Source organism: Rhodoferax bucti, assembly GCF_005876985.1.
Lineage (GTDB): Bacteria > Pseudomonadota > Gammaproteobacteria > Burkholderiales > Burkholderiaceae_C > Allorhodoferax > Allorhodoferax bucti.
On record NZ_VAHD01000003.1, the window covers coordinates 712447 to 733681 of the forward strand.

Annotated in this window: 20 protein-coding genes; 9 read left to right on the forward strand and 11 right to left on the reverse strand. The window is 59.7% G+C overall.

What is annotated here, in order from left to right; translation table 11 throughout:
* Window positions 1-82: 82 nt before the first annotated feature.
* Window positions 83-550, reverse strand: a complete 468-nt coding sequence (locus FDM28_RS14335) for a CBS domain-containing protein (RefSeq protein ID WP_138516198.1) — start codon at window positions 548-550, stop codon at window positions 83-85.
* A 103-nt stretch (window positions 551-653) separates the two neighbouring features.
* Between FDM28_RS14335 and FDM28_RS14340 the strand changes: the two genes are divergently transcribed.
* Entirely contained in the window at window positions 654-1967 is a 1314-nt protein-coding gene (locus tag FDM28_RS14340; RefSeq protein WP_138516200.1) for an O-acetylhomoserine aminocarboxypropyltransferase, read from the forward strand.
* 2 nt (window positions 1968-1969) lie between these two features.
* A complete protein-coding gene (locus tag FDM28_RS14345) occupies window positions 1970-2791 on the forward strand; it encodes an alpha/beta fold hydrolase (RefSeq protein WP_138516202.1) in 822 nt (273 codons plus the stop codon).
* A gap of 269 nt (window positions 2792-3060) precedes the next feature.
* Here the strand turns inward: FDM28_RS14345 and FDM28_RS14350 are convergent, their stop codons facing one another.
* The 3 genes from FDM28_RS14350 to FDM28_RS14360 form a co-directional block, all read right to left on the reverse strand.
* Window positions 3061-5088, reverse strand: a complete 2028-nt coding sequence (locus FDM28_RS14350) for an acyltransferase family protein (protein ID WP_170211771.1) — start codon at window positions 5086-5088, stop codon at window positions 3061-3063.
* Window positions 5089-5488: 400 nt separating this feature from the next.
* The gene (locus FDM28_RS14355; RefSeq protein WP_138516206.1) at window positions 5489-6715 is read right to left on the reverse strand and encodes a YihY family inner membrane protein; all 1227 of its coding nucleotides are present in this window, start codon (window positions 6713-6715) and stop codon (window positions 5489-5491) included.
* 51 nt (window positions 6716-6766) lie between these two features.
* Window positions 6767-7558 (reverse strand): substrate-binding periplasmic protein, encoded by a 792-nt coding sequence (locus tag FDM28_RS14360; RefSeq protein WP_138516208.1) that lies wholly within the window; start codon window positions 7556-7558, stop codon window positions 6767-6769.
* A gap of 157 nt (window positions 7559-7715) precedes the next feature.
* Here FDM28_RS14360 and FDM28_RS14365 point away from each other — a divergent pair, with 157 nt between their 5' ends.
* From FDM28_RS14365 to FDM28_RS14395, 7 genes are all read left to right on the forward strand, one after another.
* The gene (locus tag FDM28_RS14365; protein ID WP_138516210.1) at window positions 7716-8129 is read left to right on the forward strand and encodes a DUF2069 domain-containing protein; all 414 of its coding nucleotides are present in this window, start codon (window positions 7716-7718) and stop codon (window positions 8127-8129) included.
* Window positions 8126-9550 carry an FAD-binding oxidoreductase gene (locus FDM28_RS14370; protein ID WP_240792015.1) on the forward strand — a complete coding sequence of 475 codons (1425 nt, stop codon included), beginning with the start codon at window positions 8126-8128 and terminating at the stop codon, window positions 9548-9550. Before FDM28_RS14365 ends, FDM28_RS14370 begins: the two co-directional genes overlap by 4 nt.
* Before the next feature lie 84 nt (window positions 9551-9634).
* A complete protein-coding gene (locus tag FDM28_RS14375; protein WP_170211773.1) occupies window positions 9635-10792 on the forward strand; it encodes an MFS transporter in 1158 nt (385 codons plus the stop codon).
* A 12-nt stretch (window positions 10793-10804) separates the two neighbouring features.
* On the forward strand, window positions 10805-11653 hold the full coding sequence (locus FDM28_RS14380; protein WP_138516214.1) for a thymidylate synthase: 849 nt from the start codon (window positions 10805-10807) through the stop codon (window positions 11651-11653).
* 11 nt (window positions 11654-11664) lie between these two features.
* Entirely contained in the window at window positions 11665-12171 is a 507-nt protein-coding gene (locus FDM28_RS14385) for a dihydrofolate reductase (RefSeq protein ID WP_138516216.1), read from the forward strand.
* 114 nt (window positions 12172-12285) lie between these two features.
* A complete protein-coding gene (locus FDM28_RS14390; protein WP_240792016.1) occupies window positions 12286-12786 on the forward strand; it encodes a DUF4337 domain-containing protein in 501 nt (166 codons plus the stop codon).
* Between the two features lie 56 nt (window positions 12787-12842).
* Window positions 12843-13643, forward strand: a complete 801-nt coding sequence (locus FDM28_RS14395) for an exodeoxyribonuclease III (RefSeq protein ID WP_138516220.1) — start codon at window positions 12843-12845, stop codon at window positions 13641-13643.
* Between the two features lie 125 nt (window positions 13644-13768).
* Here the strand turns inward: FDM28_RS14395 and ntrC are convergent, their stop codons facing one another.
* From ntrC to FDM28_RS14430, 7 genes are all read right to left on the reverse strand, one after another.
* Complete coding sequence (gene ntrC / locus FDM28_RS14400; RefSeq protein WP_138516222.1) at window positions 13769-15316, reverse strand: nitrogen regulation protein NR(I); 1548 nt, start codon at window positions 15314-15316, stop codon at window positions 13769-13771.
* Between the two features lie 32 nt (window positions 15317-15348).
* Window positions 15349-16398, reverse strand: coding sequence for a nitrogen regulation protein NR(II) (gene glnL, locus FDM28_RS14405; protein ID WP_138516224.1), 1050 nt, complete (start codon window positions 16396-16398; stop codon window positions 15349-15351).
* Between the two features lie 83 nt (window positions 16399-16481).
* Entirely contained in the window at window positions 16482-16988 is a 507-nt protein-coding gene (locus FDM28_RS14410; RefSeq protein WP_138516226.1) for a hypothetical protein, read from the reverse strand.
* Between the two features lie 151 nt (window positions 16989-17139).
* Complete coding sequence (gene glnA / locus FDM28_RS14415) at window positions 17140-18555, reverse strand: type I glutamate--ammonia ligase (protein WP_138516228.1); 1416 nt, start codon at window positions 18553-18555, stop codon at window positions 17140-17142.
* A 222-nt stretch (window positions 18556-18777) separates the two neighbouring features.
* Window positions 18778-19587, reverse strand: a complete 810-nt coding sequence (locus tag FDM28_RS14420; RefSeq protein ID WP_138516230.1) for a competence/damage-inducible protein A — start codon at window positions 19585-19587, stop codon at window positions 18778-18780.
* On the reverse strand, window positions 19584-20441 hold the full coding sequence (locus tag FDM28_RS14425; RefSeq protein ID WP_138516232.1) for an EI24 domain-containing protein: 858 nt from the start codon (window positions 20439-20441) through the stop codon (window positions 19584-19586). The genes FDM28_RS14420 and FDM28_RS14425 overlap by 4 nt, the downstream gene beginning before the upstream one ends.
* A gap of 4 nt (window positions 20442-20445) precedes the next feature.
* Entirely contained in the window at window positions 20446-21195 is a 750-nt protein-coding gene (locus FDM28_RS14430) for a 16S rRNA pseudouridine(516) synthase (protein WP_138516234.1), read from the reverse strand.
* Between the last annotated feature and the right edge of the window lie 40 nt (window positions 21196-21235).

A 21235-nucleotide genomic window follows, 5' to 3' on the forward strand; every position in this document is an offset into this window, starting at 1 on the left:
ATTGCCCCCACGCTCCGCCGCTGCGCGGGTCGCTGCCCCCCGAGGGGGCTAGCTCGCCTTGGGGCGGCCCGGCGGCGAGCTCTCAGGTATTTTCAGCTTCAGGCTTGGCGTCTTCGCCTTCAGGCCAGTCGCGGATGTAGGCCTTGAGCATCTTGTTTTCGAAGTTCTGGCTGTCCACCACGGCGCGGGCCACGTCATAGAAGCTGATCACGCCTTGCAGCATGCGGTTGTCGATGACCGGCATGTAACGGGCATGGCGCTCCAGCATCATGCGGCGCACTTCATCCATTTCAGTTTCCAGGGTGCAGGTCAGCGGGCCGGGGTCCATGGCGCGGTACACGCTGGTGGTGCCGAAACTGCCACCGTTTTTGACGACCGCCTGAATCACTTCGCGGAAAGTCAGCATGCCCACCACCAAGCCATGCGAAATGACGACCAGCGAACCGATGTCTTTCTCCGCCATCAGCTGGGCGGCATCGGCCAGCGTATCTTCTGGCGTGGTCGTGTAAAGCGTTCCGCCTTTTACGCGCAGGATATCGCTGACTTTCATGGAGACTTCCTCGTGACACTGGGTTGAATTTGTACGGCAAATATAGCCCACAATGCGCGGGTTTCATCGCGGTTTCATCAAGGTTTCATCACTGGAGACACCTATGGCTGGTTACGCAGACCCCGGCTTCGACACCCTCGCGCTCCACGCAGGTGCCGCACCGGACCCCACCACCGGCGCACGCGCCGTGCCCATCCACCTGAGCACATCGTTTGTGTTCGAGTCCAGCGAGCACGCGCAGTCCCTCTTCAACCTGGAGCGCGCAGGCCATGTGTACAGCCGCATCAGCAACCCCACCAACGCGGTGCTGGAGCAGCGGGTGGCCGCGCTGGAGGGCGGCATAGGCGCCATCACCACCGCCAGCGGCCAAGCCGCTCTGCACCTGGCCATTGCCACCCTCATGGGTGCGGGCGGGCACATCGTGTCGTCCAGCGCCTTGTATGGCGGCTCGCACAACCTGCTGCACTACACCTTGTCCCGCTTCGGCATTGAAACCACCTTTGTGAAGCCCGGCGATGTGGATGCCTGGCGCGCCGCCGTGCGGCCCAACACACGCCTGTTTTTCGGGGAAACCGTAGGCAACCCCGGCCTGGATGTGCTGGACACCCCCACCATTGCGCAGATTGCGCATGAAGCCGGTGTGCCGCTGCTGGTGGACTCCACCCTCACCTCGCCGTGGCTGGTGCAGCCCTTGAGCCAAGGCGCCGATCTGGTTTACCACTCGGCCACCAAATTTTTGAGCGGGCATGGCACGGTGATTGGTGGCGTGGTGGTGGACGGTGGCAGTTTTGACTGGGCGCGCGCATTCGAAGCAAGCGGCAAATTCGCTGAGCTGGCCGCGCCCTACGAGGGCTTTCACCACATGAACTTCAGCGAGGAAAGCACCGTGGGCGCCTTTTTGCTGCGCGCCCGGCGCGAAGGCCTGCGCGACTTCGGCGCTTGCATGAGCCCGCACAGCGCCTGGCTCATTCTGCAAGGCATAGAGACCCTGAGCCTGCGCATGGCCCGCCACATCAGCAACACCGAAAAGGTGGTGCAGTTCCTGGCCAGCCAGCCCTTTGTGAGCCGCGTGGGCCACCCGCTGCTGGAGAGCCACCCCAGCCACCAACTGGCGCAAAAGCTGTTGCCCAAAGGCGCAGGCTCGGTATTCAGCTTCGACCTCAAGGGCAACCGCGAGCAAGGCAAAAAGTTCATCGAAACCCTCAAGGTCTTCAGCCACCTCGCCAATGTGGGCGACTGCCGCAGCCTGGTCATTCACCCGGCCAGCACCACCCACTTCCGCATGGGCGATGAGGCGTTGGTGGCGGGCGGCATCACGCAGGGCACCATCCGCCTGTCCATCGGACTCGAGGACGCGGACGACTTGATTGACGACCTCAAACGCGCGCTCAAAGCGGCCGAGAAAGCGGGAGCCTGACCATGCAACTACTCGTCAACGGCGCCAACACCTACTGCTACACCGGCGGCAAACCCTTCGATGCGGCCAAACCCACGGTAGTCTTTATCCACGGTGTGCTCAATGACCACAGCGTCTGGATTTTGCAAAGCCGCTACCTCGCCCACCATGGCTACAACGTGCTGGCCGTGGACCTGCCCGGCCACTGCCGCAGTGGCGGCGAGGCGCCGGAAACTGTGGAACAAGCCGCCGCCTTCATCGTGGCCCTGCTGGATGCCGCGGGCATAGACAACGCCGCTTTGGTGGGCCACAGCTGGGGCTCGCTGATTGCGCTGGAGGCCGCCAGCCGGTTGAACACCCGCGCGACCCACCTGGTTCTGGTGGGTACCGCCTACCCCATGAAAGTGTCCCCCGCCCTGCTGGAGACTTCACTCCATGAGCCGATGAAGGCGCTCACCATGATCAACGTGTTTTCTCGCAGCACGCTGGCTGCACCGCCCTCAGCGCTGGGCCCGGGCACCTGGGTGTACGGCGCCAGCATGGCACTGGGTCGGCGGGTGCTGGCGAGCAACACGGCGATCAACGTGTTCCACCGCGGCTTCAAGGCGTGCGACAGCTATGCCAATGGCGAGGCGGCCATGGCCCAAGTGCAGTGCCCGGTGCTGTTTGTACTGGGCGATCAGGACCAGATGACATCGCCCAAAGCCGCACAGACGCTGGTGCAAGCAGGCAAAGCCGCAGGCGTACGCACAGAGGTCGCGCGGATTGAGGTGGGCCACCACCAGATGACCGAGGCGCCCGAGGAAACCCTGTCGGCCGTGCGACAGTTTTTAGGCAAGCCTTAGGGCGTGCTCTCTTGCCGGCCCGGCCGGCGCGGTAGAGCATGGCGGCTACATTGACACCGGAGCCCCCATGCCAACCCCTTATTCATTGAAACACCCCGAATTGGTCGTAAGTGCTTACCCAGCAAACATGGTCGCACAACCAATTTAACAAAACCAATTTTATTGAATACGCCAGACATCAATAAAAACCGAACATTCCACTCACAACCAAAACCAAAATAAAAACAACCACAAAATCCAAACCATCTATTTAAAATCAATCCACCCCATCACCTCAAGGAGTATTTTTGCAGCAATTTCCTCCCCAAATAATGAGATCCATATATACTCAAATGCAGACTATCCCTATACAGAGGAACACCGTCTACAACAGAATTACAAGTACTTGTATTGCAAACAAAATCATAAGGATCCCATATTTCCACGCCAGGAAAATCACGAGATATTTTTGCAATCAAAGTACGATAGACACCATTCAAATCAGCTATATCTTCTTGGCTTATATCGCAAGACTCTCTTTTCGGCCCCATTAATGCATACGGTCGTATTGATAGGCACTCAGAGGGGTTGAAAGTCAACGCCGGCGCGCTCATTAACACAATCACGTGCCTATTCATACTTAAGAGCTTAGAAAGTGTCAGGCGCAATCCCGCCTCAAGAATCAAACCAGGATCATTAATTAAAGGATCATCGATTGATCGCAATCGTTGATAAGAGTCTCCGCGCTTCACCGCAGAGAAGGTTTCAGCCATATAAGTTGCACCAGTCATTGTAAGAATAACTGTGTCGATGCTCAGATGATCGCTAATGTAATCTAACATATCACTAGTAGATTCATTGCAATGAAGGCCCCCTTCTTTTCTAACTGCTTCAACACCGATCAATGGAGGACAGCCACCTTTTCCAATTTGCAATAAGTTATCGGCCCCTCCTTTTTCACTTAATGCAACTGACAATCCATAATAAAAATGGTTTGCCGTACTATCTCCGATAAGGACAGCGGTAGGTGGCAAGTCCAAATTCATTAAATTGCAATATTGTTTGAATTTTTCGCCAAGTTTTACTATACAACCAGCGCTAGAGTTGTATCCTTCCTCATTCCAAGTAAATGAATCAACGTTGCGTGCCTGCTGCTCTTGCTGGGGATACCGGGTGGGAAAACCCTCTTTTTGGTATACAGCAAACCCTAGTAACCCAACAAAAACCAAGGCTCCAAAAAGTGCGAGAGATAAAGTCTTTTTTGCAGACGATCTTCTAACCTTGATCTCTACGAGTCCATATGTCGCAATCGCCGCCACAACGGAAACAAGAAGCGCAAAAGTTATGGAAAAGAAGGAATCCCGATTATTTGTTAAAGCCCTAACATAAAACAGCACCGGCCAATGCCACAAATACAATGGATAGCTGACTAGGCCTATAAAAACCAAAGGCTTACTTGCTAGAAACCTATTAACGAATACAAAGGGGCCTGATGCAATAATCAAAGCTGCACCAATACAGGGCACGAGTGCGCGCCAGTACGGAAATCTATCAGTGTGATCGAAGTATATTGAAGAAAAACAAATCGCCGCGAAACCAGCAAAGGAGAGAAGTTGAGAATAAACCTGTGTGCTTAAAATGGGGGCACCAATTTTTTCAAAGATCCATTTTGATGCCAACTGCAATGATTGCGGATTAGCCAATACCAAACCCGCCCCAATAAGAAGCTCCCATGAGCGCGTTAGCGATGTATAAAAAACCACATCAGGAAGTCTTGCTGTGTATCCAACACACAAACAAAAGGAAACCAATGCAATCAAAGTTAATATGATCAAGAGGCGGCCTTTTTTAGCCATCGCCATCATTAAGACCGTTGGCCATATCAAGTAAAATTGCTCTTCGATTGCCAAAGACCAAAGATGCAATAAGGGCTTATTGACTGCTTGGGTATCAAAATACCCAGACTCCTTCATCAAAACAAAATTTGAAACATAAGCAGCACCCGCCGCCACATGCTTTCCCAATGACGCGTATTCCCTAGAGAGCAACACGAAGTAGCCCAACACCAAGCAAACTATTAAAACCAATATCAGCGCCGGATATATTCTCAATATTCTTTTTGAATAAAATCCAACAAGAGAAAAGGCTCCTGCGCTCAGCTCAGCATGAATTATCGAAGTTATTAAATAGCCAGATATAACAAAAAACACATCAACGCCAACAAATCCGCCCCTCAAAAAATCTGGAGCAGCATGAAATACGACAACCAAAGAGACGGCAATAGCTCTTAAGCCATCGATATCGGGACGATATTTCATAGCATTATTTTTCAAAGTCAACGCAACCACCCTCATTAGAAACAATATTAATCACTCAATCAACAATTAAGCAAAAATTACTTTAATAATTTTAAAATGAACGAGAAATATAAGTGCACACACCATTTCCAAACCGCCTTAGCTGAGTAATGGGTATTGCTTGGCGATATGAGACACCTATTATTTTGATAACACAGAGTCGCTGATTCGTCTAATTTCTATCTGTCGCAATATGTAAAAAAATGATGCAACGAGTAAAATAATTACTTTAAATCAGCTCATCGGTAAATTCTTCTCATGCATATTTCTTGACGTCGTCTTATCTGACTCAACTGCTTTTTCTAACAACAAAGCGGCAAGCATGCATGCAAAAATTGCTATAAAACACCATCACAATTCGCTACTCTTTTTGTAGCGCCTCGCGCACAGTGGTTGTGCGCCAGCGGCCGATTTTCCATAAATTTGCAGTGAACGGCTCGGGGGTCAGCAGCAGGCGCTGCATCAGCGGCTCCAGCACAGTCTGGCCGAGGTCGGCGAGCAACACGTAGCGGGCCTGGCCGTCCCGGCCGGTGCACTCTTGCAGCTGGCCGACCCAGTCCAGCTCCTGCAAGGTCTGCAACACCGGCTCCAGCCGCTGCGAGTCCACCTGCAAGGTCAGGCGCATGGTCGACAAGGTCTGCCCGCGGTCGTCGCTGTCTTTGGCGGTGTCCAGCATCTGCAGCACCTCCAGCGCCAGCTGAAACTGCCAGCCATGCCCCAACTTGCGGCGCGGCACGCCGGCCAGCAGGCTCGGCAGGTAGGCGGTGAGGGCCGCGCCCAACAAGACGATGACCCAGGCGATGTAGATCCAGATCAGCAAAATCGGCACGGTGGCAAATGCGCCGTATACCGCCGAGTAGGTCGGCACCTTGCTCAAATACAGCGCCAGCCCCTTGCGCGCCAGTTCCATGCCGGCAGAGACAAACAAACCCCCCATCCACGCATGGCCCCAGCGCACATAGGTGTTGGGCACGTAGTGAAACGTGGCTGCCGTGCCCGCTGCCACCAGCACAAACTGCAAGCTGTCGAGCAGCAGGGTGAGCCCGCCGGGCAAACCGCCCACCACGCCTTTGGAGGCGGTAACGGCATACGAGGTGATAGACAAACTAGCCCCCAGCAGCAAAGGCCCCAAGGTCACCGCGGCCCAGTAGATGAGCACCCGCTGCGCAAACGGGCGGCGCTTCTTGACTCGCCAGATGCTGTTAAGCGTGCGGTCGATGGTGAAGATCAATGCCAACGCGGTGCCCAACAAAATGGTGAGGCCGGCCACCCCCAGGCGGCTGGCCTTGCCGGCAAACTGGTTCAGGTAACCCAGCACCTGGCGGGCAATGTTGTCAGGCACCAGGCTCTCGATGAGCCACTTTTGCAACACGTCCTGAAACTTGGCAAACATGGGGAAGGCGGTAAACACCGCCAAAGCCACGGTAATCAGGGGCACCAGCGCAATGGTGGTGGTAAAGGTCAGGCTGCTGGCGGTGAGGCCCAGGCGGTCTTCGCGAAAACGCTCGCGCAGGGTGATGGCCGCATCCCGCCAGGGGATACTGGCGAGGTCGCGCAACCAGGAGGTCAACAGGTTTTTGGCGTGCATGCCCGAATCATGCCACCTCAGGCCCGCCGCACCGGCACCTGCAGGCGCGGCTCAGCGTTCAGCCATCACCGGGTGGTTTTTCCAACGCTGGATGTTGGTGCGCACAATGTCATCCAGCACACCGGCTTTTTTCAGCATGGCCAGCCGTGCGTCAATCTGCTCCAGCTTGTCGGCGCACTTGCCATGGCGGGTCAGTGCCAGGTAGTTGGGGGTGTCCACCAGATAGGGCTCTTTGGCCACAAAGCGATCTTCGTCCCCCCGCTTCCAGATCAACGCCATGCCGGTGTAGTAGCCGGTAATAAAGTAGTCGGCCCGGCCCATGAGCATCAGGCTGAAGCTGGCATCCGGCCGGTTGACCTCCTGCACGTTGAGCTTGTCTTTGATGTATTCGTCCACCCCGTTGCCAAACACATTGCCGCGCGCCATGGCGCCGCGCAGGCCTACCAGGTCAGACTTGTCTTTGTAGGCCAAGGGCAAATCCTTGGCGGTGAACACCGCCACCGGGTTTTGCAGGGCCACGGTTTTGGGGTAGAGCAAAAAGGCTTCGCGCTCAGGCGTTTTTTTGAGGGTGGCCACCATGTCCACCTCACCGCGCTCAGCCAGCGCCATCACCCGGGGGAAGGGGCCCACGCTGCGGATTTCAAAGTCGATTTTGAGGTCGGAGAGCACGCGTTTGGCGATGTCGATGCTGGCGCCTTGCAGGGTATCGCCATCGAACCAGTGCAAGGGTGGGTAGGCAGGGTCGGCACTCACCACCATGCGGGTGCATTCAGCCTGCCCGCCGGAGCTGCACACGCTCAGCAAGCCTCCCAGCAAGCCGTAAGCGACTTTTTGCCAGAACATAAAACCCCCTTTGTCTCACAGGAGACATGCCCCACGGTAAACCCGCCACGCAGGCTTGGCAAGGGGAATATCCACAGTGCCCCACCCGCCTTGCCCTTGCCCGTCCGGCAGGTGTGCGGTTTGGCTTAAGCTACGCAGCTCTTTCCCAACCGGTTTTTTGCCTGTGCACGCTGCCACCCCTGCCCCCACCGTTGTTGCCGCCCGCTGGGCCGCCGTTGTCAGCCTGATTGCGCTGATTCTTCTGGGTCTGGTGTGGGAGCTGTGGCTGGCACCCACCGGCAGCGGCTCGCTGGCGCTCAAGGTGCTGCCCCTGTGCATACCGCTGGCCGGCCTGCTCAAAAGCCGCATGTACACCTACCGCTGGCTGAGCCTCATGGTGTGGCTGTATTTCACCGAAGGTGTGGTCCGCGCCTGGAGCGACAAGGCGCCCGGCAACTGGCTGGCCCTGCTGGAAGTGCTGCTGTGCATCGTGCTATTTGTGGCCTGCACCTTCCATATCCGCCTGCGCCTGAAGCATGCCAAGGCGCTGCCTGCCAACCCCGAAGAACCCACCACCCGCCCTGCCCCATGATGAACATCGAAGCTCTGCGCGCCACGCTGCGCACCCTTGTCGGTGACGCCCACGTGCTTACCGACGGCGACCTGACTGCCTATGAACAAGACTGGCGCAAACGCGAGCGCGGCCGTGCCCTGGCCGTCGTGCGCCCCGGCACCACCGAAGAGGTTGCCGCTGTGGTGAAAGCCTGTGCCGCCGCCGGCGCGAGCCTGGTGCCACAGGGCGGCAACACCGGCATGGTGGTGGGCTCCATTCCCGATGCGTCGGGCACCCAGGTGCTGCTGAGCCTGCAGCGCCTGAACCGCATCCGCAGCATCGACGCGGCCAACCTCACCGTGACAGTGGAAGCCGGCTGCGTGCTGCAAACGCTGCAAGAGGCGTGCGAAAAAGAAGGCTTTTTGTTCCCCCTGAGCCTGGCCGCCGAAGGCAGCTGCACCATTGGCGGCAACCTGGCCACCAACGCGGGCGGCACCCAGGTCGTGCGCTACGGCAACACCCGTGAGCTGTGCCTGGGCCTCGAGGTGGTGACCGCGCAGGGCGAGGTCTGGAGCGGCCTGACCGGCCTGCGCAAAGACAACACCGGCTACGACCTGCGCCACCTGTTCATTGGCTCAGAGGGCACGTTAGGCGTGATCACCGCGGCCACGCTGCGCATGTACCCCCTGCCTGCCGCCCAGCTCACTGCGTTTGCCGCCGTGCCCTCGCTGGACGCGGCCGTAGCACTGCTGGGCCTGGCGCACCAGCACCTGAACGCCGGCCTCACCGGTTTTGAGGTGATGGGCGACTTTGCCCTGAGCCTGGTGCGCAAACACTTTCCGCAACAGAACGTGCCGTTCGGCGGCATGTCGCCGTACTGCGTCGTTTTGGAAAACTCCGACCACGAGTCGGAGAGCCATGCCCGCGAGCAGTTCGAGCGCCTGCTGGAAGCTGCCCTGGAGCAAGGCTACGTGCTCGACGCCGTGGTGGCCGAAAACATTGCCCAAGCCCGCGCGCTGTGGCACATCCGCGAGAGCATTCCGCTGGCGCAGGCGCAAGAGGGCCTGAACATCAAGCACGACATCTCGATTGCCGTGTCGCGCATTCCGGCCTTTGTGACCGAAGTGGATGCGTTGCTGGAGCAGCACTTCCCCGGCGTGCGCTTGGTGAATTACGGCCATCTGGGCGACGGCAACCTGCACTACAACGTACAGGCCCCGGACGGCGCCGATGCCGAAGCCTTTTTGCGCGACCAGGAAGGCCCGATCAACACGCTGGTCTACGAGGTGGTGGACCGCTACAACGGCTCCATTTCTGCCGAGCACGGCATTGGCAGCCTCAAGCGCGAGAAGCTGGCACACCACAAATCGCCGGTGGCCTTGAACGCCATGCGCGCCATCAAGGGCGCGCTGGACCCGCACAACCTGCTCAACCCGGGTCGGGTGCTATCAAACGAGTAGCTGCTTGCGCATACTCCACGGGCGCTAGCGCCCCATTTGGCACACAACCACCCCATCCACTCACCCCGCATTCAGGAGCCCACTGTGGCGCACCTCATTCTCCTGGGCATCGTTTACGTGTCCTTCATCAGCCTGGGCCTGCCGGACGGCATTCTGGGTGTGGCCTGGCCGGCCATCCGCGCCGACATGGGCCAGCCGCTGGCGGCGGTGGGAGCCATCACCATCACCATGACCATTTGCTCCGCCACGGCGAGCTACTTTGCCGGCGCCATTGCCAAGCGCATCGGCACTGGTGCGGTGGTGGCCACCAGCTGCCTGATGACAGCACTGGCGCTGTTGGGCTTTTCCGTTGCGCCCTCGTTCGGATGGCTGGTCGCACTGGGGGTGCCGTTGGGCCTGGGCGCAGGCGCGGTGGACGCGAGCCTGAACCACTTTGTGGCGGCGCACTATTCATCCCGCCACATGAACTGGCTGCACGGCTTTTGGGGCGTGGGTGCCACCACCGGCCCGCTGATCATGGGCGTGGCGCTGGCCAGCAGCGGCGGCTGGGCACTGGGTGTGCGCAGCATCGGTCTGATGCAGCTCACGCTGGCCGTAGTGCTGTGGGCCACCCTCTCGCTCTGGGCCAAGGAACACTCCAAACCACCTGCAGGTGAAGATGCCCATGGCGAAGCCCCCTTCAAGCCCGTGCGCCCGCTGGCGCTGTGGCTGGCGCCCACGCTGTTTTTGTTTTATGTGGCCGCTGAAATGGGCACCGGCCTGTGGGCGGCCAGTATTTTGGTCACCGACCGCGGCCTCACGCAGGCGCAGGCGGGCATCTGGGTGTCGGTGTATTTCGGATCCATCACCGCCGGACGCTTTGCGGTGGGCCTGATTGCCAACCGCTTGGGCAACCGCCGGCTGGTGCGCCTGGGCATTGCGTTGGCCACGGTGGGTGCCTTGGTGTTTGCATTGCCGGCCGTGTTTGGCGGTGCGGCCAGCGTCGGGCTGGTGCTCATGGGCCTGGGCTGCGCACCGGTGTTTCCATCGCTGATGCACGAGACCGCGCGCCGCTTTCCGGAAGACGTGGCCCGCACCGTGATCGGCCGGCAAATGACGTTTGCCTATATCGGCGGCTCCCTCATTCCCGCAGGCTTCGGGCTGCTGGCCACCTGGGCCGGGCTGGGTGCGGTGATGCCGGTAGTCGTGCTTATTTTGGTGGCGCTGCTGGCCCTCTCCAGCGCGCTGGACCGCATTACATAAAATCTTGCCCTTATGACCAGTACCACACCACTCCGCCCTGTGCGCAGCCAGTACGAAGACTTCATGCGCCATGTGCACACCACCGGTGTGTTCAAAGCCGACCGCACCGGCACCGGCACCAAGAGCGTGTTCGGTTACCAGATGCGCTTCGACCTGAACGAAGGCTTTCCGCTGGTCACGACCAAGAAAGTGCACCTGCGCAGCATCATCCAGGAGCTGCTGTGGTTCCTGACCGGCTCTGCCAACAACAACTGGCTCAAAGAGCGCGGCGTGAGCATTTGGGACGAGTGGGCGAATCCTGAGACCGGTGACCTGGGCCCGGTGTACGGCGTACAGTGGCGCAGTTGGCCCACGCCGGACGGCGGCCATATCGACCAGATTGCGGACGTCATCAAGACGCTCAAAAGCAACCCTGACAGCCGCCGCATCATCGTGAGCGCCTGGAACGTGGCGGAGCTGAACAAGATGGCGCTCATGCCCTGCCACGCCTTCTTCCAGTTTTATGTGGCGCCGGCCACCGAGCCGGGCGGCAAGGGCCGATTGAGCTGCCAGCTCTACCAGCGCAGTGCCGACATCTTTTTGGGCGTGCCATTCAACATTGCCAGCTACGCCCTGCTCACCCACATGGTGGCGCAGCAGTGCGACCTGGACGTGGGCGACTTCATCTGGACGGGTGGCGACTGCCACATCTACAGCAACCACACCGAGCAGGTGGAGCTGCAGCTGAGCCGCGCGCCTATGACTTACCCCACGCTGCACATCAAGCGCAAGCCCGAGAGCATCTTCGATTACGAGTTTGAAGACTTTGAGGTGCTGGGCTACGAGTGCCACCCCGCCATCAAGGCACCGGTGGCGGTGTGATGGCAGGCACGATGAGCACTCCCGTAGCGTTGCCCCGCCTGCACCTCATTTACGCCCGCGCCGCCAACGGCGTGATTGGCGTGAACGGCACGCTGCCCTGGCATTTGCCCGAGGACTTGGCGCACTTCAAGCGGACCACGCTGGGCTGCCCCGTCATCATGGGTCGCAAAACCTGGGACTCGTTGCCGCCGAAGTTCCGCCCCCTGCCCGGCCGCGCCAATATCGTGGTGACCCGCCAGCAGGATTGGAGCGAAACCGGCGCCCAGCGCTCGTCTGACTTGCGCGAGGCGCTACAACTTTGTGAGCAGGCAGCCGACGTCTGGGTGATTGGCGGCGCGCAGCTCTACGCGCTGGCGGAGCCACTGGCCACGACTGCCGTGGTCACCGAGATTGAAAAAGACTTTGAAGGCGACGCCTTCGCCCCCACTTTGGGCAACGCGTGGCAAGAGACTGCCCGCGAGCGCCATGTGGCAGCCAGCGGGTTGCCATTCAGTTTTGTAACCTACACACGCAGTTAAGGAGATACGCAGATGTCAGGCGGAGGTTTTCACGTCCACGGACCCCACGACCACGAGTTGGAGCACGCCACGCAAGGTGGCCACGGTGGTGAGCACGGAGGCCATGGCGGCGGCATGATCAACCAGATCGCCATGTTCACAGCCATCATCGCCACGGTGGGCGCCATTTTTGCCTACATGGGCGGCGCCACGCAGGCCAATGCCGGCCTCTACAAGAACAACGCGGCCTTGAAGAAGACTGAGGCCTCGAACCAGTGGAATTTCTTTCAGGCCAAAAGCACCAAGCAGTCGCTCGCCGAGTTGGCCCGCGACCTGACCGCCAAGGACGAAGACAAGGCCAAATACCAGGCCAAGATCGACCGTTACGAAGGCGAAAAGGCCGAGATCAAAACCAAAGCCGAAGCCCTGGAAGCCGAGGCCACCGAGTGGGACCACCGGAGCGATGAGCAAATGCACCAGCACCACCGCTGGGCGCAAGCCACCACCGTGCTGCAGGTCGCCATTGCCCTGGCCGCTATTGCCTTGCTGACCAAGAAGAAGTGGCTGGAGTGGGCCATGTTCGGCGTGGGCGGCGTGGGGGTTGTCGTTGGCGCACTGGCTGCGCTACATATTTAGGAGCTGCTTGCGCAGATCAGACGGGCGCTAGCGCCCGTTTTTATTTGGAAAAGACCATGAAACTCGCCACCTGGAACGTCAACTCTTTAGGCGTGCGCCTGCCCCAAGTGCTGGACTGGCTGGCCGCCAATCCGGTAGATGTGCTGGCCCTGCAAGAGCTCAAGCTCACCGACGACAAGTTCCCCGCCGACGCCTTTGAGGCCATCGGCTACCACGCCCAGTGGTTCGGCCAGAAGACCTACAACGGCGTGGCCCTGCTCACCCGCACCCCTGCCAGCGACGTCATCAAAAACATTCCCGGTTTTGACGACGACATGTCCCGCGTGATCACCGGCACCGTGGCCCTGGAAGGCGCCCCTGCCGGTGCACCGGGGGTGCGCGTGATCGGCGCCTACTTCCCCAACGGGCAGGAGCCGGGCAGCGACAAGTTTGAATACAAGATGGAGTGGCTCACCGCCCTGCGCCGTTGGGTGAAGGACGAGCTCGCCGCGCACCCGAATCTGGTGCTCATGGGCGACTACAACATCACCTTTGACGAGGACGATGTGTGGGACCCGGTGAACCTGGAAGGCACCATCCACTGCACCGAGGAAGAGCGCTATCACCTGCGCGCCCTGATTGCGCTGGGTCTGAGCGACAGCCACCGCCTGTTCACGCAGCCGCCCAAGTCTTACAGCTGGTGGGATTACCGCGATGCGGGCTTTCGCCGCAACCGCGGGCTGCGCATTGACCACATTCTGGTGAGCAACGCGCTCAAGCCGCTGGTGAAAGCCTGCACCATCGACAAGACCCCGCGCAAGAACGAACGCCCCAGCGACCACGCGCCGGTGGTGGTGGAGATCAGCCCGGCGGCCTGAGCCGGCAACCTGCACGACCCCTCGCCTGCAAAAAAGCCGACGCATGCGTCGGCTTTTTTGCTATCAAATCAGGAGCTGCTAGCGCAAATTCCACGTGCACTAGCGGTTCTTTTTGCTTATAAAACCTACTCCAAGCCCAGCTCCTGAATCTTGCGGGTGATGGTGTTGCGGCCAATGCCCAGCTTGTGCGCCGCTTCAATCCGGCGGCCCTTGGTGTTGGCCAAGGCCGCCAGAATCAGGCGCGACTCAAAGCGACGGGTCAAGGTGTCCCACACCTCGGCGTGGCCGGCACCCAGCATGGCCACGGCCTCAGTCTCCAACTCGGCCTCCCAGCCTTCCAGAGGACCATGGGCCGCAGCGGCGCGGGCCAGCACATGCGAGAGGTCTTCAGACTCCGTGCCGGTAGCCGGGGCATGCACCGGGCTATCCAGCGGCACGTCTTTGAGCTGCGCTTCAGGCGCCGCCGTGAGCACCGGCTTGGCCACCAAGGGCTCACCGGACTCGGCACGCCCCTGGCTCACCTCAGGCGGCAGGTCTTTGCGCTCGATGACTTGCGCAGGCGCCATCACCGTGAGCCAGTGGCAGATGTTTTCCAGCTGGCGCACGTTGCCCGGAAAGCCAAAGCCCTCCAGCCAGGCCAGGGCCAAGTCGGAGATGCGTTTGGGCTCCACGCCGAGTTGCTTGGCGCTTTGCTGCAGGAAGTGGCGGGTCAACATGGCCACGTCTTCCTTGCGCTCGCGCAGGGCTGGCAGGCGCAGGCGAATCACGTTGAGGCGGTGGAACAAGTCTTCGCGGAACACGCCGTCCTTGACGCGCTGCTCCAGGTTCTGGTGGGTGGCCGCGATCACGCGCACATTCGATTTGACGGCACTGTGCCCGCCCACGCGGTAAAAGTGGCCGTCGCTCAAAACACGCAACAAACGGGTCTGCAACTCAAACGGCATGTCGCCGATTTCGTCCAGAAACAGCGTGCCGCCATCGGCCTGCTCAAAGCGGCCGCGGCGCATGGTTTGCGCGCCGGTGAAGGCACCACGTTCATGGCCGAAGAGTTCGCTCTCCAACAGGTCCTTGGGGATGGCTGCAGTGTTGATGGCCACAAACGGGCCATCGGCGCGCGGGGAATGCTTGTGCAGCGCACGGGCCACCAGCTCTTTGCCGGAACCGGATTCGCCGGTGATCATCACCGTGACATTGCTCTGGCTCAGGCGCCCGATGGCGCGAAACACGTCCTGCATGGCAGGCGCCTGGCCCAGCATTTCGGGCGACTCGGCCATGCGCTCTTCGCTCACCTCTTCGCGCTGGCTTTCTTCCACCGCGCGGCGGATCAGCTCCACCGCCTTGGGCAGGTCGAAAGGCTTGGGCAGGTATTCAAAGGCACCGCCCTGGAAGGCGCTGACCGCGCTGTCCAGGTCTGAGAAGGCCGTCATGATGATGACGGGCAGGCCGGGGTGCTTGGCTTTGACTTTTTCGAGCAGGTCCAGACCGGAGCCTCCGGGCATGCGGATGTCGCTCACCAGGATTTGCGGGCCTTCATCGTCTGCGGCGGTGCTCAGCGCCGTCAATACATCGCGTGGATTGGAAAAGCTGCGGGTGGGAAGGTGCTCACGCAGCAGTGCCTTCTCCAGCACGAAGCGGATGGACTGGTCATCATCTACGATCCAAATCGGCTTCATGTTGTAGGCACCCTAGTTTCTTTGTCGGTTTGTTACGGTAACGGAATCAGAATTTTGAAGTCCGTACGGCCGGGCACGCTGTCCACTTCAATCAGTCCATGGTGCTGTTGCACAAAGGTTTGTGCCAATGTGAGCCCCAGCCCGGAGCCGCCCTCTCTGCCCGACACCAGCGGGTAAAAAATGCGGTCTCTGATCGAATCTGGCACGCCAGGTCCGTTGTCGATGACATGCAATTCCAATGCCAACCGGTAACGCTGTTTGCCGAAGGTGATTTGCCGCGTCACACGGGTCTTGAATGTCACACAACCGTCACCTGCAGTGATCCGCTCTGCCAGTGCCTGGCAGGCGTTGTGGGCAATGTTGAGCACGGTCTGAATCAGCTGCTCCCGGTCGCCGCGAAACTCGGGAATAGAGATGTCGTAATCCCGCACCACACGCAGCCCCTTGGGGAACTCCGCCAGGATCAGGGAGCGCACCCGCTCACACACTTCGTGGATGTTCACGTCGCCCACCAGATGCGGCCGGCGGTGCGGGGCCAGCAGGCGGTCGACCAGACTTTGCAAGCGATCGGCCTCGTGGATGATGACCTGGGTGTACTCAGTGAGCTCCGGGGACTCCATTTCCATCTCCAGCAACTGGGCTGCGCCGCGAATGCCGCCGAGCGGGTTCTTGATCTCGTGCGCGAGGTTGCGGATCAGCTCTTTGTTGGTCTGGGCCTGCTCGGCCAGGCGCTCTTCGCGGTCCTGCCGGGTTTGCTGCTCTTGCGGCACCATTTCCACAATGATGTCCTCAGACGCTTCGGTGCGCGTCACGATCACGTGCACCGGCATGGACTCCAGCCCCGCACGCTTGAGCCAAGCGTCGTAACGCAGGGCGGCAAAGGCATTGTCCAGCGCCCCCTCCAGCGCGCTCAAGAGCTGCGCCGGCTCGGTAAACACCTCGGCAAAATTGGAGCCCACAATGCTGCGACGAGAAATGCCCAGCGAGTCTTCCAACGCTGCGTTGGAAAAGCGTACCGAGGCATCTGCAGACACGACCGCCACCAGGGTTGCCAGCAGGTCAAAAGATTGGAATCGCTCCATGGGGGTCTGTCCGGTGAAAAAAGGGCTTCAAATGCAGAGCGCGGGGCCGGGGACGCCGGTGCAGCACACAGGCCGCGTGCGCCTCAAGGCTTGGCGGTGCTGACGCTGCCGGGCAGGCGGCCGAGCTCGCGGCGTATGCCGGCAATATCACTCTCATTGCGGGCCAGGGCGGCTTTGAGTTCTGCCACCCGGTCCAGGTATTTCTGGTGGTTGCGCGCCTCGGGGCCCAGCTTTTCGGGCTCGCCATTGTTGTACTCTTTTTGCAGCTCCAACTGGCGGGCTTCGGCCTTCTTGAGTTCAGCTTCCAGGATCAGGCGGGCATCCGAGTCTTTGGCGCGCTGGTCCGCCGTGTCGATGCGCGGCGCACTGCTGGGAGCCGAGGCCACTTTCGCGCCACCGCTACTGGCCGATGCAGACTTTTGCCCCTGCACCACGGTCACATTGCCACCCGAGATCAATTTGCAGTTTTTGGCATTGGCTTCCGACACCGTATTGGTGTACTCATTGCCACAACGGTAAATGCGCTCTTGCGCCTGTGCGCCCATGTGCGCGCCTGCCATAAGCAAAAGAATCGGGAGTATGGGTTTCATGCTGGATTCAGTATGCGTCAAAAAATGCCTGTTGACCAAACCACAGAGTATCCCCGACCTTGGCAAGGCGATATGTGTGGAAGTGTTGCCATAAAAAAAGGACGGCTTGCGCCGTCCTTTTTGCTGGTCTATGTGCTTTGCAGCGCGAAGATTACAGGCTGTAGTACATGTCGAATTCGACAGGGTGCACCGACATGCGGTAGCGGGTCACTTCTTGCATCTTCAAGTCGATGTAGGCATCGATCATGGAGTCAGTGAACACACCACCCTTGGTCAGGAACGCGCGGTCCTTGTCCAAGGCTTCCAAGGCTTGATCCAAGCTGTGGCACACGGTTGGCACCTTTGCATCTTCCTCGGGAGGCAGATGGTAGAGGTCCTTGGTAGCAGCTTCGCCGGGATGGATCTTGTTTTCCACGCCGTCCAGACCTGCCATCAACAAGGCTGCAAAGCCGAGGTAAGGGTTCATCAATGGATCGGGGAAACGGGCTTCCACGCGACGGCCCTTGGGGTTTGCCACAAAAGGAATGCGGATGGAAGCGGAACGGTTCTTGGCGGAGTACGCCAACTTGACCGGAGCTTCGAAGTGAGGAACCAAGCGCTTGTAGCTGTTGGTGCCGGGGTTGGTGATAGCGTTCAAAGCACGTGCGTGCTTGATGATGCCGCCGATGTAGTACAGCGCGAAGTCAGACAGACCGGCATAGCCGTCACCAGCGAACAAGTTCTTGCCGTCTTTCCACACGGACTGGTGCACGTGCATGCCGGAGCCGTTGTCGCCGTGGTAAGGCTTAGGCATGAAAGTCGCGGTCTTGCCGTACGCATTGGCCACGTTGTGGATCACGTACTTTTGCAACATGGTCCAGTCAGCGCGCTCCACCAGGGTGGAGAAGCGGGTGCCGATTTCGTTCTGGCCAGCGCCCGCCACTTCGTGGTGGAACACTTCAACCGGGATGCCCAAGGATTCGAGAATCAGGGACATTTCAGCGCGCATGTCTTGCGTGCTGTCGACAGGAGGAACGGGGAAGTAGCCACCCTTGACGGTGGGACGGTGACCGCGGTTGCCACCTTCGAGCTTGGTGCCGGTGTTCCAGGGGGCTTCGTACTCTTCGATTTCGTAGAAGGTGTTCTGGGGGTCGGTGCTCCAACGGATGCCGTCGAACAAGAAGAACTCTGGCTCGGGACCGAAGTAAGCGGTGTCGCCCATGCCGGAAGCCTTCAGGTAGGCTTCAGCGCGCTTGGCGATGGAACGTGGATCGCGGTCGTAGGACTTGCCGTCGGCAGGCTCCACCACGTCGCAGTTCATGATCAGGGTGGTTTCTTCGAAGAAGGGGTCGATGTTGGCCGTGTTGGGATCGGGCATCAACAACATGTCAGACGCTTCAATACCCTTCCAGCCGGCGATAGAAGAACCGTCGAATGCGTGGCCGGAGGTGAACTTGTCTTCGTCGAAGTGGGACACAGGCACAGTGGTGTGCTGCTGTTTGCCGCGGGTGTCGGTGAAACGGAAGTCAACAAACTTGACTTCGTTTTCTTTCACCAATTTCATTACGTCAGCGACGGTCTTTGCCATCAAATACTCCTGTTGCACGGTTGTAAAAAAGATTGCCCGGCACTTAATGCAGCTTTTATGCCAAAGCGTGCACCAAACTCAAATTGGCAAACCGCTCTATTTTGCCTCCAGAAAGTGCTTTCAGGGACCCGGCAAGCCACAAAGAAACTCGTTTGTGGCTTGCCGGGTCCCTATGTGCACACCATTGGTGCAAACTCGATGATGCACCAATAGCGTGCAAATTCAATTGCGCACCAATTCGGGGCCTAGCGGCATGTTCAGGGCTTGGAGCCCTTCCCGCAGGGCCGCGAACGCTACGGGCACCACGTCCGGGTGGCCTTTCACACCCAACTCAATATGGCGGCCGTATTCCGGGTGGTCCACACTGGGCAAGCTGAACACTTTGACCGGATGCTGTGCCTCGAGGGACTCCATTAAAGGCGTCAACAAAGACTCCATGGCGCCAAACACAATCACGGATTGCTCACGCCAGCCCCCCTGCTGAAACCACCCACGGCAATGGGTGTCGAGCACCCACTCCACCATCGGCCAGGCCATCACCGGAAAACCCGGCACAAAATGCACCGTGCCTTCACCTGTACCGGGGTGGCTGAAACCGGGAATTTTGTTGTACGGGTTCGGAATGACGGATGCACCTTCGGGGAACATGCCCATCTGGTAGCGGTGCACATTGTCGGGGCGCTCGGGCTCGAAGGGCTGGCCCTGCTCCCGGGCCACATCCTGCATGCGCTCCAGAATCAGTGCGCGGGCGGCGTCGCTCAACTGCAAAGGTTTACCCAGCGCCCGGGCGGCACATTGGCGGGTATGGTCATCCGGCGTGGCGCCGATGCCACCGAAAGAAAACACGGTGTCACCCGAGGCAAAAGCAGCAGCAAGTGTGGCGGTGATGCGCTCCGGGTCGTCCCCCACGTAATGCGCGTAAGCCAAGGGCAGCCCGCGTGCGCCCAGCAGCTCGATAGCTTTGGCCAGATGCTTGTCGGCCCGCTTGCCGGACAAAATTTCGTCTCCGATGATGATGACGCCAAATTTCATAAAAGCTCCACATCCACAACCTGAAGAATCTCGGTGGGTACCTCGTCGCTCGCACGAGCACGCTCAGCCCGCAAGCCTTGCAACGCGCTCAGTCCGAAATGGGTGAACCACAAGGAGGCAAAGGCAAAAATCAGGGTGTACAACCAGATGGACACCGGCACCAGCACCGGCGCCAGTGCGACCGCTGTAAAACCCAGTGACCAGATCAGACTCGGCGCCGCGCCTAGGTAGCCGGTGAACACGCCCATGCCCAGCAGCCACCAACGGTGGCGGGCAAAAATCTCGCGGCGCTCATCTGCACTGGCGTGGTCCGCCAAAGCGTCATAGGCAAATACCCGGTAAGTCAACCAGCCCCAAATCAGCGGCGGCAACACCAGCACCAGTGGCGGAATCAACCAGAAGGGCAAAGTCACCACAATCGCCAGCAGCGCGGCCAGGGTAGACATCAGCGCCCAGCCCGCACTTTTCAACCATGAGCCACTGCCCGACTTCTCCAGCACTGGAAAGCGCCGCTTGGCGACCAGCTGCACCATTTGCGGCGCCATCATGGTGGCCACCACCAGCAGGCTGACCGACACCACTACCGGCGTCAACACCAAGATGACGATCAGCGGCACCAGCACCATTTTGAGTTTGCCAAAACCCACCGACTCCAGCCATGCCCACATGGCCTGCAGCCAGTCCTGCGACTCCAGCCCCCGCCCCACCCAGGCCAGCAGGCCGTCCATATAAAAATAGCCCAAGCCGGCGGTGATGCCGATCATCAGCACCAGCGGCATCAGGGACCACAGCACCACCCTAGGGTGCAGGCAGTACATCAATGAGCGCCAGAAGGCGTCCAGAACGGCGTTCATCTGCTTACGCCTTGGCCTGCACGGCCGCGATTTCCGCCTCCGTCAGCCAGCGCCACTGGCCCGGCGCCAGGTCTGCAGGCAGCGACACACCGCCGATGCGGGAGCGGTGCAGGCCCTCGACCCGGTTGCTCACCGCTGCCACCATGCGCTTGACCTGGTGGTATTTGCCTTCTGTGAGCGTCAACCGCAGGTGAAACTCGCTCACGGCCTCACAGGCCGCAGCGCGCACCGGTTGGGGGTCGTCGTCGAGCACCACACCACTGAGTAACTTGCTGACCTGCTTGTCATCCAGCGGGTGCTTCACCGTGACCTCGTACACCTTGGGTACATGGTGCTTGGGTGAGCTCATGCGGTGGATGAATTTGCCGTCGTCGGTCAGCAGCAGCATGCCCGTCGTGTCCTGGTCCAGCCGGCCCACGGCCTGCACGCCTTGCACCGCCGCTTTTTGCGGGCGCATGCGCAGCGGGCTGGGCAACAAGGTGTAGACGCTGGGGTAGGTAGACGGCTTTTGCGAGCACTCGGTGCCTGCCGGCTTGTGCAACATGAGGTACGCCCGCTCGGCATAAGGCCAATCGACGCCTTGCACCCGGAAGCGCAAACCTTCCGCTACAAATTCAGTAGCTGCTTGCACAATGGTGACGGGCGCTGGACCCTCATTGGGCATATAAACTTGCACTAGCCCCTGCTGAATCAGGCCGGCGCAGACCCGGCGGGTGCCGAAGCCTTGGGTGTAGAGTATTTCCTGTAACTGCATGGGCGTAGTATGGCAGTGACATCCGCTAGACTTGAAAGAT

Bases quoted from the DNA above. Each gene is read 5' to 3' on its own strand.
- FDM28_RS14410 (WP_138516226.1), bottom strand. From the start codon at position 16,988: ATGAAACCCATACTCCCGATTCTTTTGCTTATGGCAGGCGCGCACATG.
- ntrC (WP_138516222.1), bottom strand. From the start codon at position 15,316: ATGAAGCCGATTTGGATCGTAGATGATGACCAGTCCATCCGCTTCGTG.
- FDM28_RS14350 (WP_170211771.1), bottom strand. From the start codon at position 5,088: ATGAAATATCGTCCCGATATCGATGGCTTAAGAGCTATTGCCGTCTCT.
- FDM28_RS14345 (WP_138516202.1), top strand. From the start codon at position 1,970: ATGCAACTACTCGTCAACGGCGCCAACACCTACTGCTACACCGGCGGC.
- FDM28_RS14420 (WP_138516230.1), bottom strand. From the start codon at position 19,587: ATGAAATTTGGCGTCATCATCATCGGAGACGAAATTTTGTCCGGCAAG.
- glnL (WP_138516224.1), bottom strand. From the start codon at position 16,398: ATGGAGCGATTCCAATCTTTTGACCTGCTGGCAACCCTGGTGGCGGTC.
- FDM28_RS14390 (WP_240792016.1), top strand. From the start codon at position 12,286: ATGATCAACCAGATCGCCATGTTCACAGCCATCATCGCCACGGTGGGC.
- FDM28_RS14360 (WP_138516208.1), bottom strand. From the start codon at position 7,558: ATGTTCTGGCAAAAAGTCGCTTACGGCTTGCTGGGAGGCTTGCTGAGC.
- FDM28_RS14395 (WP_138516220.1), top strand. From the start codon at position 12,843: ATGAAACTCGCCACCTGGAACGTCAACTCTTTAGGCGTGCGCCTGCCC.
- FDM28_RS14340 (WP_138516200.1), top strand. From the start codon at position 654: ATGGCTGGTTACGCAGACCCCGGCTTCGACACCCTCGCGCTCCACGCA.
- FDM28_RS14370 (WP_240792015.1), top strand. From the start codon at position 8,126: ATGATGAACATCGAAGCTCTGCGCGCCACGCTGCGCACCCTTGTCGGT.
- FDM28_RS14380 (WP_138516214.1), top strand. From the start codon at position 10,805: ATGACCAGTACCACACCACTCCGCCCTGTGCGCAGCCAGTACGAAGAC.
- FDM28_RS14355 (WP_138516206.1), bottom strand. From the start codon at position 6,715: ATGCACGCCAAAAACCTGTTGACCTCCTGGTTGCGCGACCTCGCCAGT.
- FDM28_RS14385 (WP_138516216.1), top strand. From the start codon at position 11,665: ATGAGCACTCCCGTAGCGTTGCCCCGCCTGCACCTCATTTACGCCCGC.
- FDM28_RS14335 (WP_138516198.1), bottom strand. From the start codon at position 550: ATGAAAGTCAGCGATATCCTGCGCGTAAAAGGCGGAACGCTTTACACG.
- FDM28_RS14425 (WP_138516232.1), bottom strand. From the start codon at position 20,441: ATGAACGCCGTTCTGGACGCCTTCTGGCGCTCATTGATGTACTGCCTG.
- glnA (WP_138516228.1), bottom strand. From the start codon at position 18,555: ATGGCAAAGACCGTCGCTGACGTAATGAAATTGGTGAAAGAAAACGAA.
- FDM28_RS14430 (WP_138516234.1), bottom strand. From the start codon at position 21,195: ATGCAGTTACAGGAAATACTCTACACCCAAGGCTTCGGCACCCGCCGG.